The organism is Providencia sp. UF-224 (assembly GCF_058245955.1).
Window position 1 is genome coordinate 165892 of the sequence record NZ_JBSICC010000002.1, and the last position, 16457, is coordinate 182348.

At 43.1% G+C, this 16457-nt stretch carries 16 protein-coding genes; 7 read left to right on the forward strand and 9 right to left on the reverse strand.

All coding sequences use genetic code 11. The annotated features are described in order from the left end of the window. The first annotated feature begins 29 nt into the window (after nt 1-29). The 5 genes from caiA to caiE all read left to right on the forward strand — a co-directional run bounded on the left by caiA (nt 30) and on the right by caiE (nt 5585). Entirely contained in the window at nt 30-1172 is a 1143-nt protein-coding gene (gene caiA, locus AC4IFO_RS03015) for a crotonobetainyl-CoA dehydrogenase (RefSeq protein ID WP_102139025.1), read from the forward strand. Nucleotides 1173-1244: 72 nt separating this feature from the next. After that, a complete protein-coding gene (caiB, locus tag AC4IFO_RS03020) occupies nt 1245-2465 on the forward strand; it encodes an L-carnitine CoA-transferase (protein ID WP_206084579.1) in 1221 nt (406 codons plus the stop codon). A gap of 72 nt (nt 2466-2537) precedes the next feature. Further along, nucleotides 2538-4097 (forward strand): crotonobetaine/carnitine-CoA ligase, encoded by a 1560-nt coding sequence (caiC, locus tag AC4IFO_RS03025; RefSeq protein ID WP_490731735.1) that lies wholly within the window; start codon nt 2538-2540, stop codon nt 4095-4097. A gap of 85 nt (nt 4098-4182) precedes the next feature. Next, a complete protein-coding gene (gene caiD, locus AC4IFO_RS03030; protein ID WP_490731737.1) occupies nt 4183-4968 on the forward strand; it encodes a crotonobetainyl-CoA hydratase in 786 nt (261 codons plus the stop codon). Between the two features lie 23 nt (nt 4969-4991). Continuing rightward, nucleotides 4992-5585, forward strand: a complete 594-nt coding sequence (gene caiE / locus AC4IFO_RS03035; RefSeq protein WP_490731739.1) for a carnitine operon protein CaiE — start codon at nt 4992-4994, stop codon at nt 5583-5585. Nucleotides 5586-5651: 66 nt separating this feature from the next. Here the strand turns inward: caiE and caiF are convergent, their stop codons facing one another. The 4 genes from caiF to xseB all read right to left on the reverse strand — a co-directional run bounded on the left by caiF (nt 5652) and on the right by xseB (nt 9854). After that, nucleotides 5652-6044, reverse strand: coding sequence for a carnitine metabolism transcriptional regulator CaiF (gene caiF / locus AC4IFO_RS03040; protein ID WP_206084583.1), 393 nt, complete (start codon nt 6042-6044; stop codon nt 5652-5654). Nucleotides 6045-6581: 537 nt separating this feature from the next. Next, nucleotides 6582-8447, reverse strand: a complete 1866-nt coding sequence (gene dxs / locus AC4IFO_RS03045) for a 1-deoxy-D-xylulose-5-phosphate synthase (protein ID WP_490731741.1) — start codon at nt 8445-8447, stop codon at nt 6582-6584. A gap of 234 nt (nt 8448-8681) precedes the next feature. Then, nucleotides 8682-9599 carry a (2E,6E)-farnesyl diphosphate synthase gene (ispA, locus tag AC4IFO_RS03050; protein WP_490731743.1) on the reverse strand — a complete coding sequence of 306 codons (918 nt, stop codon included), beginning with the start codon at nt 9597-9599 and terminating at the stop codon, nt 8682-8684. 3 nt (nt 9600-9602) lie between these two features. Then, nucleotides 9603-9854 carry an exodeoxyribonuclease VII small subunit gene (gene xseB / locus AC4IFO_RS03055; protein ID WP_219245742.1) on the reverse strand — a complete coding sequence of 84 codons (252 nt, stop codon included), beginning with the start codon at nt 9852-9854 and terminating at the stop codon, nt 9603-9605. Between the two features lie 219 nt (nt 9855-10073). Here xseB and thiI point away from each other — a divergent pair, with 219 nt between their 5' ends. Continuing rightward, the gene (thiI, locus tag AC4IFO_RS03060; RefSeq protein WP_490731745.1) at nt 10074-11525 is read left to right on the forward strand and encodes a tRNA uracil 4-sulfurtransferase ThiI; all 1452 of its coding nucleotides are present in this window, start codon (nt 10074-10076) and stop codon (nt 11523-11525) included. Nucleotides 11526-11596: 71 nt separating this feature from the next. On the opposite strand, the gene AC4IFO_RS03065 is transcribed toward thiI, so the two are convergent. The 4 genes from AC4IFO_RS03065 to panE all read right to left on the reverse strand — a co-directional run bounded on the left by AC4IFO_RS03065 (nt 11597) and on the right by panE (nt 14034). Further along, nucleotides 11597-11740, reverse strand: a complete 144-nt coding sequence (locus tag AC4IFO_RS03065; protein ID WP_490731747.1) for a Hok/Gef family protein — start codon at nt 11738-11740, stop codon at nt 11597-11599. A 411-nt stretch (nt 11741-12151) separates the two neighbouring features. Then, nucleotides 12152-12295: a Hok/Gef family protein gene (locus AC4IFO_RS03070; RefSeq protein WP_490731747.1), complete on the reverse strand. Its 144-nt coding sequence runs from the start codon at nt 12293-12295 to the stop codon at nt 12152-12154. 265 nt (nt 12296-12560) lie between these two features. After that, nucleotides 12561-13160, reverse strand: coding sequence for a protein deglycase YajL (gene yajL / locus AC4IFO_RS03075; RefSeq protein WP_490731749.1), 600 nt, complete (start codon nt 13158-13160; stop codon nt 12561-12563). Then, complete coding sequence (gene panE, locus AC4IFO_RS03080) at nt 13123-14034, reverse strand: 2-dehydropantoate 2-reductase (RefSeq protein ID WP_490731751.1); 912 nt, start codon at nt 14032-14034, stop codon at nt 13123-13125. The genes yajL and panE overlap by 38 nt, the downstream gene beginning before the upstream one ends. A 183-nt stretch (nt 14035-14217) precedes the next feature. Here panE and AC4IFO_RS03085 point away from each other — a divergent pair, with 183 nt between their 5' ends. Then, nucleotides 14218-14709 carry a YajQ family cyclic di-GMP-binding protein gene (locus tag AC4IFO_RS03085; protein WP_042846924.1) on the forward strand — a complete coding sequence of 164 codons (492 nt, stop codon included), beginning with the start codon at nt 14218-14220 and terminating at the stop codon, nt 14707-14709. A gap of 56 nt (nt 14710-14765) precedes the next feature. Here the strand turns inward: AC4IFO_RS03085 and AC4IFO_RS03090 are convergent, their stop codons facing one another. Then, on the reverse strand, nt 14766-16127 hold the full coding sequence (locus AC4IFO_RS03090) for an MFS transporter (protein WP_490731753.1): 1362 nt from the start codon (nt 16125-16127) through the stop codon (nt 14766-14768). Nucleotides 16128-16457: the final 330 nt, after the last annotated feature.

Here is a 16457-nt window from a genome sequence, read left to right on the forward strand (position 1 = left end):
TCAGAAACAACATTTAAGAGGTTATTGATATGGATTTTAGATTGAATGATGAGCAGGAACTGTTTGTCGCAGGGATCCGTGAACTGATGGCCAGTGAAAACTGGGAAAGCTACTTCGCACAATGTGACCGTGACAGCCAATATCCTGAACGTTTTGTCAAAGCGTTAGCGGATATGGAAATTGATAACCTGCTGATCCCAGAAGAACACGGTGGTTTAGATGCAGGCTTTATTACCGTTGCAGCGGTATGGATGGAACTGGGTCGTTTAGGTGCGCCAACTTACGTGCTGTATCAACTGCCGGGTGGTTTCAATACCGTGCTTCGTGAAGGGACACAAGAGCAGATTGATAAAATCATGGCGTTCCGCGGCACAGGGAAGCAAATGTGGAACTCGGCAATTACTGAGCCGGGCGCGGGTTCTGACGTGGGTAGCCTGCAAACCACTTATCAGCGCCGTAACGGTAAAGTTTACCTGAACGGAAGCAAATGTTTTATCACCAGTAGCGCTTACACTCCATACATTGTGGTGATGAGCCGCGATGCAGACTCACCGGATAAACCAGTCTTTACTGAGTGGTTCTTGGATATGAGCAAACCGGGTATCAAGGTTAACAAACTTGAGAAACTTGGTCTGCGCATGGACAGCTGCTGTGAAATTACCTTTGATAATGTCGAACTGGATGAAAAAGACATGTTCGGTCGCGAAGGAAACGGCTTTAACCGCGTAAAAGAAGAGTTTGACCACGAGCGTTTCTTAGTGGCGCTGACTAACTATGGTACCGCAATGTGCGCATTTGAAGATGCAGCGCGTTATGCCAACCAACGTGTTCAATTCGGTGAAGCAATTGGTCGTTACCAATTAATTCAAGAAAAATTTGCACATATGGCGATCAAGCTCAATTCAATGCGCAACATGTTATACGAAACTGCATGGAAGAGTGATAACGGGCTGATCACCTCAGGTGATGCAGCTATGTGTAAATACTTCTGTGCAAATGCCGCATTCGAAGTGGTGGACTCTGCGATGCAAGTACTGGGTGGCGTTGGTATCGCGGGTGAACATCGGATCGCACGTTTCTGGCGCGACCTGCGTGTTGACCGCGTATCGGGTGGTTCAGATGAAATGCAAATACTGACACTAGGCCGCAGTGTACTGAAACAGTACCGCTAATGACGTAACCGTCGTGGATTGGCCCTTTAACCAAAGTTAGAGGGTCAACCGAGTTTCACAGGAGAATCGAACATGGCAGCGCATTTACCTATGCCTGAATTTGGCCCGCTTTCAGGGGTTAAAGTCGTATTTTCAGGAATTGAAATTGCAGGCCCATTCGCGGGACAAATGTTTGCGGAGTGGGGCGCAGAAGTTATTTGGATTGAGAACGTGGCATGGGCTGACACTATCCGTGTCCAGCCAAATTACCCGCAGCTTTCGCGACGTAATTTACGGGCGCTCTCATTGAATATCTTTAAGGATGAAGGACGAGAAGCATTTCTCAAGTTGATGGAAACGACGGATATATTTATTGAAGCAAGTAAAGGCCCTGCATTTGCTCGCCGTGGGATCACGGATGAAGTGCTGTGGGAGCACAATCCAAAATTGGTTATCGCTCACTTATCGGGCTTTGGCCAGTATGGTGATCCGCAATATACCAACCTTGCTGCATATAACACCATCGCTCAAGCCTTCAGTGGCTACCTCATTCAAAACGGTGATAAAGACCAACCAATGCCAGCATTCCCATACACGGCAGACTATTTCTCTGGCATGACCGCCACAACCGCGGCATTAGCGGCGTTATATAAAGCGCGCGAAACAGGAAAAGGGGAAAGCATCGACGTGGCAATGTATGAAGTTATGCTGCGCATGGGGCAGTACTTCATGATGGATTATTTCAATGGGGGTGAAGTTTGCCCACGTATGACCAAAGGGAAAGACCCGTATTACGCAGGTTGCGGCCTGTATAGCTGTAATGATGGCTATATTGTCATGGAAATTGTCGGTATTACACAAATTCAAGAAATCTTTAAAGATATCGGCCTAGCGCATTTATTGGGTACGCCTGAAATTCCAGAAGGCACACAACTGATTCACCGTGTTGAATGCCCATATGGGCCACTGGTTGAAGAAAAATTAGATGAGTGGTTAGGCGCACGTTCCATCGAAGAGGTACTTGCAAGGTTAGCCGAGCTAAATATTGCAAGCGCCAAAGTGTTAACCATTCCTGAGTTAGAAACTAACCCACAATATATTGCCCGTGAATCTATCACCAGTTGGCAAACCATGGATGGCGAAACCTGTCGTGGCCCAAATGTGATGCCAAAATTCAAAAACAATCCAGGGCAAATTTGGCGCGGTATGCCATCTCACGGTATGGATACCACTGAAATACTAAAAAATATTGGCTACAACGAAAATGATATTCGGGAGCTAGTCGATAAAGGGCTAGCCAAAATTGTTGAGTAATTAAATGATTATTCAGGTCAATCTTTCCTGTTGGCCTGAATGTTCATTGGGGAAATAGAGGGAAAACAATTAATGGATGTAATCGGTAGACAAAATTTGCGTCAAATGTGGGACGACCTTGCGTTGACTCACCAAGACAATAAGGCGCTTATCTTTGAGTCTTGTGATGGAAATATTCGCGAATTCAGTTATTTAGATATGAATGCGCAAATTAATCGCACAGCGAATCTCTTTTTAGCCTATGGCATTCAAAAAGGGGATAAAGTTGCCTTACATCTGGATAATTGCCCTGAATTTTTCTTTTGCTGGTTTGGTTTAGCGAAAATCGGCGCAATTATGGTGCCCATCAATGCACGGTATAAATATAACGAAAGTGCGTGGATTATGCAGAACTGCCAACCTCGTATGGTGGTGACCTGCACGCCGTTTTTAGATATTTATCAACGTGTTTTAGCGGATGAAAGCACTTGTCTCGAACATATTTTTTTAATTGCAGATACATCTATCCCACAACAAGACGGTATTTCAGACTTTTTATCAGAACAGGCGCATCAACCTATCGAACTCACACAAATTGTGGAACTGAGTGTGAGCGATACAGCGGAAATTTTATTTACCTCAGGGACAACTTCAAAACCCAAAGGGGTGATTATCACTCACTATAACTTACGTTTTGCGGGGTATTACTCTTCATGGCAAAACGCGTTACGCGCCGATGATGTGTATTTAACCGTGATGCCCGCTTTTCACATTGACTGCCAGTGTACGGCATCGATGGCAGCTTTCTCTGTAGGTGCCACGTTTGTCTTAATCGAAAAATACAGTGCGCGCCGTTTTTGGCAGCAAGTTGTCAGGCACCGTGCCACTGTCACCGAGCTGATCCCAATGATGATCCGAACGTTATTAAGCCAACCGCTGGCGGATAACGAAAAAGACCATTGCCTGCGAGAAGCGATGTTTTATCTCAATTTAAGCGATGAAGAAAAAGAGCAGTTTATGGCGCGTTTTGGCGTAAAACGCTTTTTGACCTCTTATGGTATGACCGAAACAATAGTGGGGTTAATTGGAGACAGGCCGGGCGATATCCGCCGTTGGCCATCCATTGGTCGTCCAGGTTTTTGTTACCAAGCGCAAATTCGAGATAAAAATAATCAACCTGTCGAAAGTGGCGTGGTCGGCGAATTGTGTGTTAAAGGCGAACGGGGCAAAACGCTATTCAAAGCGTATTACAACAACCCTGAAGTAACGGCAAAAACCTTTGATGACGCAGGGTGGATGCACACAGGGGACTTTGCGTACCAAGATGAAGATGGCTTTTTCTATTTTGTCGATAGAAGCAGCAACATGATCAAACGCGGTGGTGAGAATGTTTCTTGCAGTGAAATCGAAAATATCATTGCCTCGCACCCTGCTATCGTCGATGTGGCTGTCATAGGTGTTGCGGATGATATACGCGACGAAGCCATTAAGGCGTTTATTGTGCTGGAGGAAGGGGAAACCTTAACACAGGAAGAGTTTTTTGCCTTTTGTGAAAAACAAATGGCGAAATTCAAAGTGCCTACTTGTGTTGAAGTGCGGAAAGATTTGCCGCGAAATTGTTCTGGGAAGGTACTGAAAAAGCATCTGCAATAATCTGATCATTCTATTAATTCTGAGTGCAGCTGTGTTTATGACTCAAAACAGAGCTGCCACCCTATGATGACTAAAGGATTGCACTATGAGCGAATCATTAAAAGTTACCCGTAATGGCTCCATTTTGGAAATCGTACTCGATAGGCCTAAAGCGAATGCGATAGATGCAAAAACCAGTTTCAAAATGGGCGAAGTTTTTCTTAACTTTCGAGATGACCCATCCTTAAGAGTTGCCATTATTACCGGGGCAGGAGAGCGCTTCTTTTCTGCGGGGTGGGATCTAAAATCTGCTGCGGAAGGTGAAGCCCCTGATGCGGACTTTGGCCCTGGCGGTTTTGCTGGCTTAACCGAGATTTTTAATCTGAATAAACCGGTGATTGCGGCAGTGAACGGCTATGCATTTGGTGGCGGTTTTGAGCTTGCATTGGCGGCAGATATGATTATTTGTTCAGAAAATGCCAGTTTTGCGCTGCCTGAAGCCCAATTAGGGATTGTCCCAGACAGTGGCGGTGTTTTACGCCTGCCGAAAATTGTACCGGCACCTATTGTCAATGAAATGGTGATGACAGGCAGACGCATGGATGCTCAAGAAGCCTTACGTTGGGGGGTTGCGAATGACGTGGTGCCCATTGAAAAATTAATGGATAGAGCCCGTGAGCTAGCGGAGCAAATCACGCAAAGCGCACCATTAGCGGTTGCAGCATTAAAAGAAATTTTCCGTGCGACTGGGGAACTGACAGTAGAAGAAGGTTATAAACTGATGCGTAGTGGGGTACTAACCAACTACCCAGCGGTTTTACATTCGGAAGATGCGACAGAAGGGCCGTTAGCGTTTGCAGAAAAACGCTCACCAAGCTGGAAAGGTCGCTAGCCTAGCCATCTGAGAGGTTAATTGTGAGCTTCTATTCATTTGAAGGCGCAAGGCCCGTGGTTCACCCAACAGCGTATGTACATCCTTCCGCGGTTGTGATTGGTGATGTGATTATCAAGGAAGGGGTATTTGTTGGGCCGAATGCGTCACTCCGAGGGGACTATGGGCGCTTGGTAATTGAAAAAGGCGCCAATATTCAAGATTGTTGCATTATGCACGGTTACAGTGATGTGGAAACCATTGTGCGGGAGTGCGGGCATATTGGTCATGGCGCTATTTTACACGGATGTATCATTGGTCGCGATGCGTTAGTTGGCATGAATAGCGTCATAATGGATGGCGCTGTGATTGGTGAAGAAAGCATTGTCGCTGCCATGAGTTTTGTTAAAGCGGGCTTTCAAGGCGAACCGCGGCAGATGTTAGTGGGAAGCCCTGCGCGGTTTCTTCGTCAGGTTAGGGATGAAGAATTACATTGGAAGCAGCTAAATACCAAAGAGTATCAGGATCTTGCTGGTCGCTATCTTATTGGACTCGAAGAGACTAAGCCCCTTACTGAAATTGAAATTAATCGACCGAAATTGTTTGGCACCACAGATGTGAAGCCTAAAGGGCAATAAGTACTGGTCGGAAATAAAAAACGCGGGTTTAAAAACCTGCGTTTTTTTATTGATATAACACATTAACTAGCGGCGTTGTGCTTTGGATAACATCCATTGCCATTTCTGCTCTCTATTCAGTTCACTTGGTGGCATTGAGGCCGCTTTCACGGGGGAATCAATGGTGACTTTTTCCGATTGGTGGTTTCTTAAACGAGAATAAAGTTGGTTATCAATTTTACTCACTTTTATTAAACGCTGGCATTGGCACCCACGACCCGACAGTTTATTCGGGATCATTTTAACTTCACATTGGATCTCAGCCACATCCGATAGAATATAAGAGACAATATTAACGGCATTAGGATGCGGGATATCGAAATTGTTAGATATTTCTCTGGCTGTTGTCCAACGACCTTGCTTCATTACCCAATGTGCTATGGATAAATACAAGGGTTCGTTAATATATTGTCCACACATAAGCGCTCCCAAATCTAATTATTAAAATTGAATAAATAAAGAGAAACTATATGTAAATTGTAGTTGGAATAATGTTATTAATTTCCAGTGATAAATTAAAGGAAAATAATTAATTATTAAAGCCTGGTTAAAATTGTTAAAATAATATAGTCGTTATTAATATATTTTACTTTACTTTTAGATGGTTAAGTAATTTATAACGAATATAAGTCAGAGCCTAAATTGCGCAGTCATACAGTGACATGGTTCATAATAATAGATTTAAATATAATTTGCATGTGTTTATTTTTGAAATTTACATTCAAGGCAATAATTTTGTTTATATTCTATTTCTGGGTAAAGAGATAAACATTGTTGTTTATTAGCTGATTATATTTGGTTTTTTTATTGAAAGGGATGATATTAAATTAATGGGGATATGTGAAAGTTGTTATTTAAAATAACTATTTTTATAACAAATTAATTTATTACTCAATTTGTGTGTATTTAAAGAATGAGAGTCATTACGTGAAATAATGACTCTCATTCAATAAGGGGTTATTTATTCAGGTAGCTTGTGATTGAATTTGTAATGCCTTTAGCATCTAATCCAAGGTCAGCAATCAGCTCTTCTTGGCTACCTTGAGAGATAAAGTAGTCTGGTAGGCCAAGGTTTAATACAGGAATCATTTTCTTTTCCTGCATTAAAAATTCGTTCACGCCGCTGCCTGCACCACCCATGATGGCATTTTCTTCGAGTGTTACTAACACATCATGGCTATTTGCCATTTCGAGGATCAATGCTTCATCTAGTGGTTTCACAAAGCGCATATCGACAACGGTCGCATTTAATTGCTCTGCCGCTTCAAGCGCGTGAGCGAGTAAAGTACCGAAACATAAAATAGCAACCTTTTCACCTTGGCGACGGACAATGCCTTTGCCGATTGGCAATGGTGCTAAAGGCTGAAGCTCAGCCCCTGTACCTGTACCACGAGGGTAACGGATAGCACTTGGGCCATCGTTATAATGGTAGCCGGTGTGTAGCATCTGGCGGCACTCGTTTTCATCACTTGGAGCCATAATAACCATAGTTGGTATGCAGCGTAGGAATGAAATATCAAAAGACCCTTGGTGAGTTTGCCCATCGGCACCTACTATCCCCGCACGATCGATCGCAAACATTACGGGAACTTTTTGAATCGCCACATCGTGAATGACTTGGTCATAACCACGTTGTAAGAATGTTGAGTAGATGGCCACAATTGGCTTATAACCCCCAATGGCTAAACCAGCGGCAAAGGTGACTGCATGTTGCTCAGCAATTGCGACGTCGAAATATTGGTCTGGGAATTCTTTTGAAAAACGCACCATACCAGAGCCTTCACGCATAGCTGGCGTGATAGCCATCAATTTGTCATCGCCTTTTGCTTCTTCACACAGCCAATCCCCAAAAATTTTGGAGAATGTTGGGCCCGTTTCTTTGCTTTTGGGTAACGTAAAGGTGCTTGGGTCAAATTTAGGCACAGCGTGCCAGCTAATTGGGTCTTTTTCCGCAGGCTCATAACCACGACCTTTTTTCGTCATGATATGCAGGAATTGAGGCCCTTTTAAGTCGCGCATATTTTTCAATGTTTGGGTGAGCGCCACAACATCGTGACCATCGACAGGGCCGATATAATTGAAGCCAAGCTCTTCAAACATTGTACCGGGAACCACCATACCTTTGATGTGTTCTTCGGTTTTTTTCAGTAATTCTTTAATCGGTGGCATGTTAGAAAACACTTTCTTGCCACTTTCGCGTAATGTGGTGTACAGCTTGCCAGAAAGCAGGTGAGCCAAATGGTTATTTAGCGCGCCGACATTTTCAGAAATCGACATTTCATTGTCGTTAAGGATCACCAACATGTCAGGTGCAGCATCCCCCGCGTGGTTCATGGCTTCAAATGCCATACCCGCCGTGATTGCACCATCGCCAATCACACACACAGTTTTACGGTTTTGTTTCTCTTTTTCTGCCGCAATGGCCATACCTAAACCGGCACTAATGGATGTTGAGGAATGGCCAACGCTTAAAATGTCATACTCACTTTCATCACGCCAAGGGAATGGATGTAAGCCATTTTTTTGGCGAATAGTATCAATGCGGTCACGGCGTCCCGTTAATATTTTATGGGGATACGCTTGGTGGCCTACGTCCCAAACTAGGTTATCAAACGGTGTTTTGTAGACATAATGCAAGGCAACAGTCAGTTCTACTGCACCAAGGCCAGAGGCAAAATGACCGCTAGAGCGACCCACGCTACTCAGTAAAAATTGTCTGAGTTCATCACAAAGCTTAGGCAAGCTTTCTTTGGGCAGCAGACGAAGCTCATCTGGCGTCTCTGCCAATGCTAGCGTTGGATATTTAGCGATATCAATACTCATTAGGTGCTCACTTATAATTAATCAAAAATACCCGTCCTATTTTCAGTGACAGTAAGGGGCTGTATTTTCTTACGCTAACCAGACATAAAAGCCGATGTTTCGCGATTTGTTCTATTAGCCTCTGACCTGTCACATCAAATATTTAAGGTAAAGCCCGTTTTACAGCTTAAACTACGTCGGGTAATCAATGCCGTAATTATCAGTCTTCTTAATGCCTAAAGGCAAAGCATATTGTCAGCTTTTACGCTCAATAATAAAATTAGCTAAAGCACTTAGCATATCTATATTATACCCATGGGATTGGATCGTCTCTAAAGCGTCTACCGCATCATGATATAGCTCACGCGCTTTTTTCTGTGCGGCTTCTAGGCCAAGTAGAGATGGATAGGTACTTTTTTCATGTTCGGCATCCGCGCCTTGGCGCTTGCCCGTTACTGCGCTGTCACCAATGACGTCTAGGATATCGTCTTGTACTTGAAAGGCAAGGCCAATGGATTCAGCGTATTTATCTAAGGCTGGTAACAATTGATGGCCTTTATTGCCTGCGGCATATGCCCCAAGGCGAATGGCTGCACGGATCAGCGCGCCAGTTTTATGTTGATGAATACGTTCTAACGAAGCAAGGTCAACACGTTTGCCTTCAGCATCTAGATCAAGGGCTTGGCCGCCACACATCCCCGCAAGACCACTGGCATATGCGAGTTCAGCTATCATCGCAATGCGGTCTTTATCAGAGACATTAGGCATTTTTGCTGATGCAAGTAATTGAAATGCTAAGGTTTGTAAGGCATCGCCCGCTAAAATGGCATTACCTTCACCATACTTAATATGACAAGTTGGCTGACCGCGACGCAAATCATCATCGTCCATTGCGGGTAAATCATCATGAATCAATGAATAAGCATGAATACATTCAACCGCTGATGCAGGTGCATCAAGGTTTTCTTCACTGACACCCAGCATGGAACCGACTGCGTAAGTTAGAAAGGGGCGTAAACGCTTTCCACCTAATAATGCGCCGTAACGCATGGCATTGGCCAGCGGCAGTTCGGCAAAGGGGAGCGAATTTAGCGTATCTAATAGGTATTGGTTAACTCTGTCGTAGGCGTATTTTTGTTGCAGCGCGAAGCTATCTGGAAGTTGTTCAGACATAATTTATTCAGTTTCAGGTGAAAAATCGGCAAGGGGTTTATTTTCATCATCGCTAAGCAAGATTTGTACGCGCTGCTCGGCTTGTTGCAGGACTTTTTGGCCTTGTTTGGCGATTTGAACACCACGCTCGAATTCGTTGAGCGCATCTTCTAATGGAAGAGATCCAGATTCGAGGCGAGCAACAATTTGCTCCAGCTCTTGAAGTGAATTTTCGAAACTAACCGTTGGAACTTGCTGAGATTTTTCTTTAGCCATGTTGTTTAGCCACTAATGTTAAATCAATATATTTGGGGTATTTTAAATATTTAGCAGACTAACGCAGTCTTGCTACGGTTACAATTTATTATTGGTGTTTTTAGATTCAGTCCGCAAGATAGTGTTATAATACGCCTCTTTATTGACAATTGGTAACGTGCAGATGTGTCACTGTTAGATACATTCGTTTGCCCCAACAACCATGAACATGCAGCTATTATGAAGTTTATCATTAAGTTATTCCCAGAAATTACCATTAAAAGCCAAACTGTTAGGCTACGTTTTATTAAAATTTTGACCAGCAATATTCGTAACGTGCTTAAGTCACTTGGCGAAGAAATTTCGGTTGTCCGTAATTGGGATAACATAGAAGTGCGTGTGAAAGGGGAAACGAAGCATGACGAAATTTGTGACATGCTGGGCCGTATTCCCGGTATTCACCATATTCTTGAAGTCGAAGAAAAACCGTTTACCAGTTTGCACCATATCTTTGAAATGGCCCATGAAGCTTATGGCCCATCATTAGAAAATAAAACGTTCTGTGTGCGTGTAAAGCGTCGCGGTAAGCACGAGTTTTCCTCTATTGAAGCCGAGCGCTACATTGGCGGCGGGTTAAATCAACACATTGCTTCTGCGAAAGTAAAGCTTAAAGACCCTGATACCACGGTGCATTTAGAAATTGAAGATGACAAACTCATCTTAGTTAAAGCACGCATTGAAGGGATCGGTGGTTTCCCTATTGGGACTCAAGAAGACGTTTTATCATTGATTTCAGGCGGTTTTGACTCTGGCGTTTCTAGCTACATGTTAATGCGTCGTGGTTGCCGTGTGCATTATTGTTTCTTCAATTTAGGGGGCGCAGCCCATGAAATTGGTGTGAAACAAATTGCTCACTATTTATGGAACCGCTTTGGTAGCTCTCATAAAGTTCGCTTTATTGCCGTTAATTTTGAACCCGTTGTCGCGGAAATTTTAGAAAAAATCGACGATGGCCAAATGGGTGTCGTATTAAAACGCATGATGGTGCGTGCAGCGTCTAAAGTCGCAGAGCGTTATGGCGTGCAAGCGATTGTGACGGGTGAAGCGCTTGGGCAAGTTTCTAGCCAAACCTTAACAAACTTACGTTTGATTGATAATGCGTCTGATACCTTAGTATTAAGGCCGCTGATATCCCATGATAAAGAACACATTATCAAATTGGCTCGCCAAATTGGTACCGAAGATTTTGCGAAAACCATGCCGGAATATTGTGGTGTAATTTCGAAAAGCCCAACGGTGAAAGCAGTAAAAGCGCGCATCGAAGCGGAAGAAGAAAACTTTGACTTTGGTATTTTAGAGTCTGTTGTTGAGCAGGCACAAAATATTGATATTCGCCAAATCGCACAAGAAAGTCTGGAGAAAGTCCCTGAGATTGAAATGGTCAGTGAGCTTTCAGTCGAAAATGAAGTGATTGTGGATATCCGCTCTATTGATGAGTTCGAAGATAAGCCTTTGAAAGTTGAAGGTATGGAAATCAAACATATTCCATTCTACAAACTCAGCACACAATTTGGTGACTTACCCAAAGATAAAACCTATCTATTATATTGTGACCGTGGGGTAATGAGCCGTTTACAGGCACTATACCTCAAAGAACAAGGGTTTGATAATATTAAGGTTTATCGACCATAAATTAAAGTAGGGTGCTTGTATCATCCAAACCAATCAAAGAGAAATGTGGGGGAGATAACTCCCCCACAAGACTACTTACCGCACAATAAAGTAGCTTGAACCAGAGTGTTTCCGCTACTGATGCTTAACGAACACAACCTTTCTTGCATCATGCCTGAAAAACTCAATACCGTAAGACACACGGTAATTAACCCTACAAGGGCAAATTTGGCCATTCCTCTTGACTCCTTTTCTAAAAGGAGACAGAATCAAACTGTTCGGTTTTGAGACTGCCTCGGATTAAGATTAACATCTAAATTCGGGGCTTTTATCTTTTTGGCTCTTGCTCATGCTTGAACCAAAAATGATCCAAGCACCCGTCGCAATCATAACAAAAAGCCGTGAGTGTCAAAGGCTTTTCTTGTCATTATTTGTAAAATAAATTCTTTTAATTCAGTGTGTTAATTGGTTCTTAACCATTTATTCATGGTAGGAATGAATCTGGAGTTTATCTTCCAAATAGTCGTTAATTCTATTGGGAAAAACCAATGATAGTGGTATGCCATATGAGTGATAAATAAGGTAGGGTGCTTGTATCATCCAAACCAATCAAAGAGAAATGTGGGGGAGATAACTCCCCCACAAGACTACTTACCGCACAATAAAGTAGCTTGAACCAGAGTGTTTCCGCTACTGATGCTTAACGAACACAACCTTTCTTGCATCATGCCTGAAAAACTCAATACCGTAAGACACACGGTAATTAACCCTACAAGGGCAAATTTGGCCATTCCTCTTGACTCCTTTTCTAAAAGGAGACAGAATCAAACTGTTCGGTTTTGAGACTGCCTCGGATTAAGATTAACATCTAAATTCGGGGCTTTTATCTTTTTGGCTCTTGCTCATGCTTGAACCAAAAATGATCCAAGCACCCGTCGCAATCATAACAAAAAGCCGTGAGTGTCAAAGGCTTTTCTTGTCATTATTTGTAAAATAAATTCTTTTAATTCAGTGTGTTAATTGGTTCTTAACCATTTATTCATGGTGGGGATGAGTCTAGAGTTTATCTTCCAAATAATCGTTAATTCCATTCGGTAAAACTAGCTGTCCGGCAACCATTCCTGCCGTTTCTCGACCGACTAATAACTCGATAAGCTTCAAGGCAAAATCAAAGGACGTAGCGGGTCCTTGGCTTGTCAGCAAATTGACGCGTTCATCAAAGTAAACACGGCGATCTACCCATTTTTCGGCTGGAATTTGATTTTTCATCGTTGGGTAGCCAGTCATATTTCCGAGTGGAAATAGCTGGTGATATTCTAAAACGACGGCGGGGGCAGCGCAGATAGCTGCAACAATTTTACCATCAAGGTGCATGCGGCGTACTTTTTCAACCACTAATGGGCTATCACGAAATGTTTCAGCACCTTGAATGCCACCTGGAAGGACGATGGCATCAAAAGGCTCATCTGCAACCTTAATAAGTGAGGTATCAGCGATGAGTTTCATACCGCGAGAAGCTGTAATTTGCAGGGAGCCGTCTTCATTTGCACTGGCAAGAGTGACTTGAATACCTGCTCTGACTAATAAATCTGCGGTAGTGACAGTTTCAATTTCCTCACTACCATGGGTGATGCAAATTAGAACGGAAGTCGTCATATTGTTGTTCTCTATTTTTGACTAAATGATATAAACGGTCATTTTCAGGAGTGCTTAAGCCATGAGCTCTGGCTTGCTTAATTAAAAATCCAGTTATGTAATCAATTTCAGTACGGCGATTATTGCGAATATCCTGCAACATGGATGAGTAGTTATTGGCGGTATTTTGAATGATGCCATTAATATACTCAGTTAGCTCTGTTTTATCGGTGTGCAACCCTTCAGCAGCCATCACGCGGCAGATTTCATCAATAATCCGTGAAATTTGTTCAGTATGGTGCACTAATTCACCATTCTTACAATCGTGTTCCACAGTTAGTGGGTTGATGGCGCAATTAGCGATCAGTTTTCGCCAACAGGTCGTCAAAATTTGATTGTGCCAAGCGACATCAGGAAGTGCTTCATGCAGAACATCTGCAATAGGGTAATAGGTTTGTGCCTGTGAATTGATCGCCCCAATGTGTGTCATTCCGTGAGCAACATGAAATACTTGGTTGTTTTCTTGCCAAGCGGCATGGGTTGTCACACCGGCTAAAATGGGATGTCGTAAAGGTGCCAATTCTTCTATTGTCCCCATTCCATTATGGAGTAGTAAAATCGGTGTTTTTTCGGGAATGTTGCCAAGTAGAGGTAATAAGGCATCGGAAACTTGCCATGCTTTTAAGCAGACAATCACGAGCTCACTGGTTTGTAGGTGATTGATATTGTTACAGGGAATGAGTTCGCGAAAAGTGCGTCCATCAGGCTCATTCACATCGACAAACAAATCAGACTGAGCCACACGTAGCCAGCCTTGAGTATCATGGCCTTGTAAGGTGAGTGCAGCAAGCCACAGCTTACCGATAGCACCACAACCGATCAGGGTTATTTTCATAGTGTCCCTCTGAAATATGTGCTCTAACACCTTGTCATCTCTGACATTGGCTATCTAACCAGTATATACCTTAGTGTGGGGTAATTATAGCGTAGGGAAGGGCTTATACCCTGATAACTTGAAGTACAGTGGCTAAAAACGTTATTATGCACGTAACAAAAAATATCCTTAGAGGTCTGAACAATGCCATCATTTGATATTGTGTCTGAAGTTGAAATGAATGAAGTGCGTAATGCGGTAGAAAATGCGCAGCGCGAGTTAACGAGCCGCTGGGACTTTAAAAATGTCGAAGCGAGCTTTGAACTGAACGATAAAAATGAATCAGTGAAAATCACCAGTGAATCGGATTTCCAAGTTCTTCAACTGGTTGATATTTTGAGAGAAAAAATGGCAAAGCGTGGTATTGATGGCGCAGTGCTAAATGTCCCTGACGATATTGTTCATAGCGGGAAAACCTATAGTGTTGAAGTGACGTTCAAACAGGGTATCGATGCGGCGATTGCTAAAAAAATTATTAAGCTAATCAAAGACAGTAAGCTGAAAGTTCAAGCGCAAATTCAGGGCGATCAAGTGCGTGTGACGGGCAAAGCGCGTGATGACTTACAATCAGTCATGGCGTTAGTTCGTGGCGGAAATTTAGGCCAGCCTTTCCAATTTAATAATTTCCGTGATTAATCACGGCGAGTAAGTTATCAATAAAAATAGGCCTGCAATTTTGCAGGCCTATTTTTTTACTGCTGAATAATGGCTTCCAGTTGCTCGCGATTAATGATTTTTCGATCAACTTTAACGTAGACACTGAGTTCTTCATCGACAACCAAGGCTTCCATGACGCCATTTTGAGCTCGTAGCTTTTGCTCCAGCATTTGAGTATTTTTTAGGTGTGCAGGCAATTCGATGCGAATGCTGCTGACGTATGGCGGTTGTTTCATGGTTAAGCTAACGACAAACCAAAGGATTGTCAGGATCAACCCACCAATAAAGACGGTATCTGCCCCTTCGAAGTTATATAACCAGCCACCGACAATCCCCCCAAGGGCAACACCTAAAAATTGGCTGGTGGAATAAACCCCCATCGCGGTTCCTTTATAGCCTGCGGGTGCTTCCTTGCTAATCAACGATGGCAAAATGGCTTCCATAATATTGAAGCCAATAAAAAATATCTGTAAGCCAAGGATGATGACCCATAACTGGCTACCAGAGAACCACAATGTAATTTCTGCAACTGCCAATAGCGCGATGCAGAACAGGAAGACTTGCTTCATTTTGCGGTATTTTTCTGCGTAGATAATAAAAGGCAAAACAGCCACAAAGGAAATTAGCATGGTGACTAAATAGGCTTTCCAATGATCTTGGGCGAGAAAACCCGCTTTTGTCATGATGAGGGGCAGGGCAACAAAGCTCGACATCAGCAAAGTGTGCAGGCACAAAATACCGATATTTAATTTTAATAATTGAGGCTGGGCTAAAACGGTTTTTAAATTGCCTTTCACAAAGGCGGATTCACGGTTCAATACATGGGTGTTGGTGTTTGGCACAACAAAAATAGTGAGTGCAATCGCGCCAACGGCAAGCAGGGCAATTCCCCAAAATAGCCCATTTAACCCAATTAGATGGGTAATGATAGGGCCTAAAACAAGCGCAATCGCAAAAGTTAGCCCAAAGCTTATGCCTAAAAATGCCATCGCTTTGGTACGGTTTTGTTCACGGGTTAAATCAGACAGTAGCGCCATTACTGCAGCGGATATCGCACCAGCGCCTTGCAATGCGCGGCCAATAATAATGCCCCAAATGGAGTCACTGAGCGCAGCAACGATACTACCTATAATAAAAATGATTAAACCAATAACTATGAGTGGCTTACGACCGATTTTGTCTGACATCAAACCAAAAGGGATCTGAAAAAGTGCTTGGCTCAGACCATAAATGCCAATGGCAACGCCCACTAAAAATTCATTTGCCCCTTGTAAGTGCATTCCGTAGCTGGTCAAAATGGGTAAAACCATAAACATGCCAAGCATTCGCAAGGAGAATACAGAGCCTAAACCCCATGTGGATCTGAGCTCTGCGGATGTCATTTTGTTATCGTTCATTTTTATTCGTCATATTTCAAGCTGTAGCTGTGTTGGCTTCGTTCGGCCACACAGGTCACATACTTATGTATGCTCCCTGCGATGTCCTCACTTTGCCGCCTTGCTACAACTCGAACTATTTTGAATAAATTCATTTTATGTTGTAGCAAAATTATTTAAATCCAATTGCTAGTAATTGGAGCTGTAGCGGTGTTGGCTTCTCTTAGCTACTTAGGTCATCCCTAAAATATCTTCGTTTGCCGTCTTGCTACAACTCGAACTATTTTGAATCTTTATGGGAGATATTTATCTTTAATTTTTAAATTCAACGAGTTATAGCTTTTAATGGTG

Coding starts and splice junctions, on each gene's coding strand:
- caiA (WP_102139025.1), top strand. CDS start 30: ATGGATTTTAGATTGAATGATGAGCAGGAACTGTTTGTCGCAGGGATC.
- caiB (WP_206084579.1), top strand. CDS start 1,245: ATGGCAGCGCATTTACCTATGCCTGAATTTGGCCCGCTTTCAGGGGTT.
- caiC (WP_490731735.1), top strand. CDS start 2,538: ATGGATGTAATCGGTAGACAAAATTTGCGTCAAATGTGGGACGACCTT.
- caiD (WP_490731737.1), top strand. CDS start 4,183: ATGAGCGAATCATTAAAAGTTACCCGTAATGGCTCCATTTTGGAAATC.
- caiF (WP_206084583.1), bottom strand. CDS start 6,044: ATGTGTGGACAATATATTAACGAACCCTTGTATTTATCCATAGCACAT.
- dxs (WP_490731741.1), bottom strand. CDS start 8,447: ATGAGTATTGATATCGCTAAATATCCAACGCTAGCATTGGCAGAGACG.
- ispA (WP_490731743.1), bottom strand. CDS start 9,599: ATGTCTGAACAACTTCCAGATAGCTTCGCGCTGCAACAAAAATACGCC.
- xseB (WP_219245742.1), bottom strand. CDS start 9,854: ATGGCTAAAGAAAAATCTCAGCAAGTTCCAACGGTTAGTTTCGAAAAT.
- thiI (WP_490731745.1), top strand. CDS start 10,074: ATGAAGTTTATCATTAAGTTATTCCCAGAAATTACCATTAAAAGCCAA.
- AC4IFO_RS03065 (WP_490731747.1), bottom strand. CDS start 11,740: ATGGCCAAATTTGCCCTTGTAGGGTTAATTACCGTGTGTCTTACGGTA.
- AC4IFO_RS03070 (WP_490731747.1), bottom strand. CDS start 12,295: ATGGCCAAATTTGCCCTTGTAGGGTTAATTACCGTGTGTCTTACGGTA.
- yajL (WP_490731749.1), bottom strand. CDS start 13,160: ATGACGACTTCCGTTCTAATTTGCATCACCCATGGTAGTGAGGAAATT.
- panE (WP_490731751.1), bottom strand. CDS start 14,034: ATGAAAATAACCCTGATCGGTTGTGGTGCTATCGGTAAGCTGTGGCTT.
- AC4IFO_RS03085 (WP_042846924.1), top strand. CDS start 14,218: ATGCCATCATTTGATATTGTGTCTGAAGTTGAAATGAATGAAGTGCGT.
- AC4IFO_RS03090 (WP_490731753.1), bottom strand. CDS start 16,127: ATGAACGATAACAAAATGACATCCGCAGAGCTCAGATCCACATGGGGT.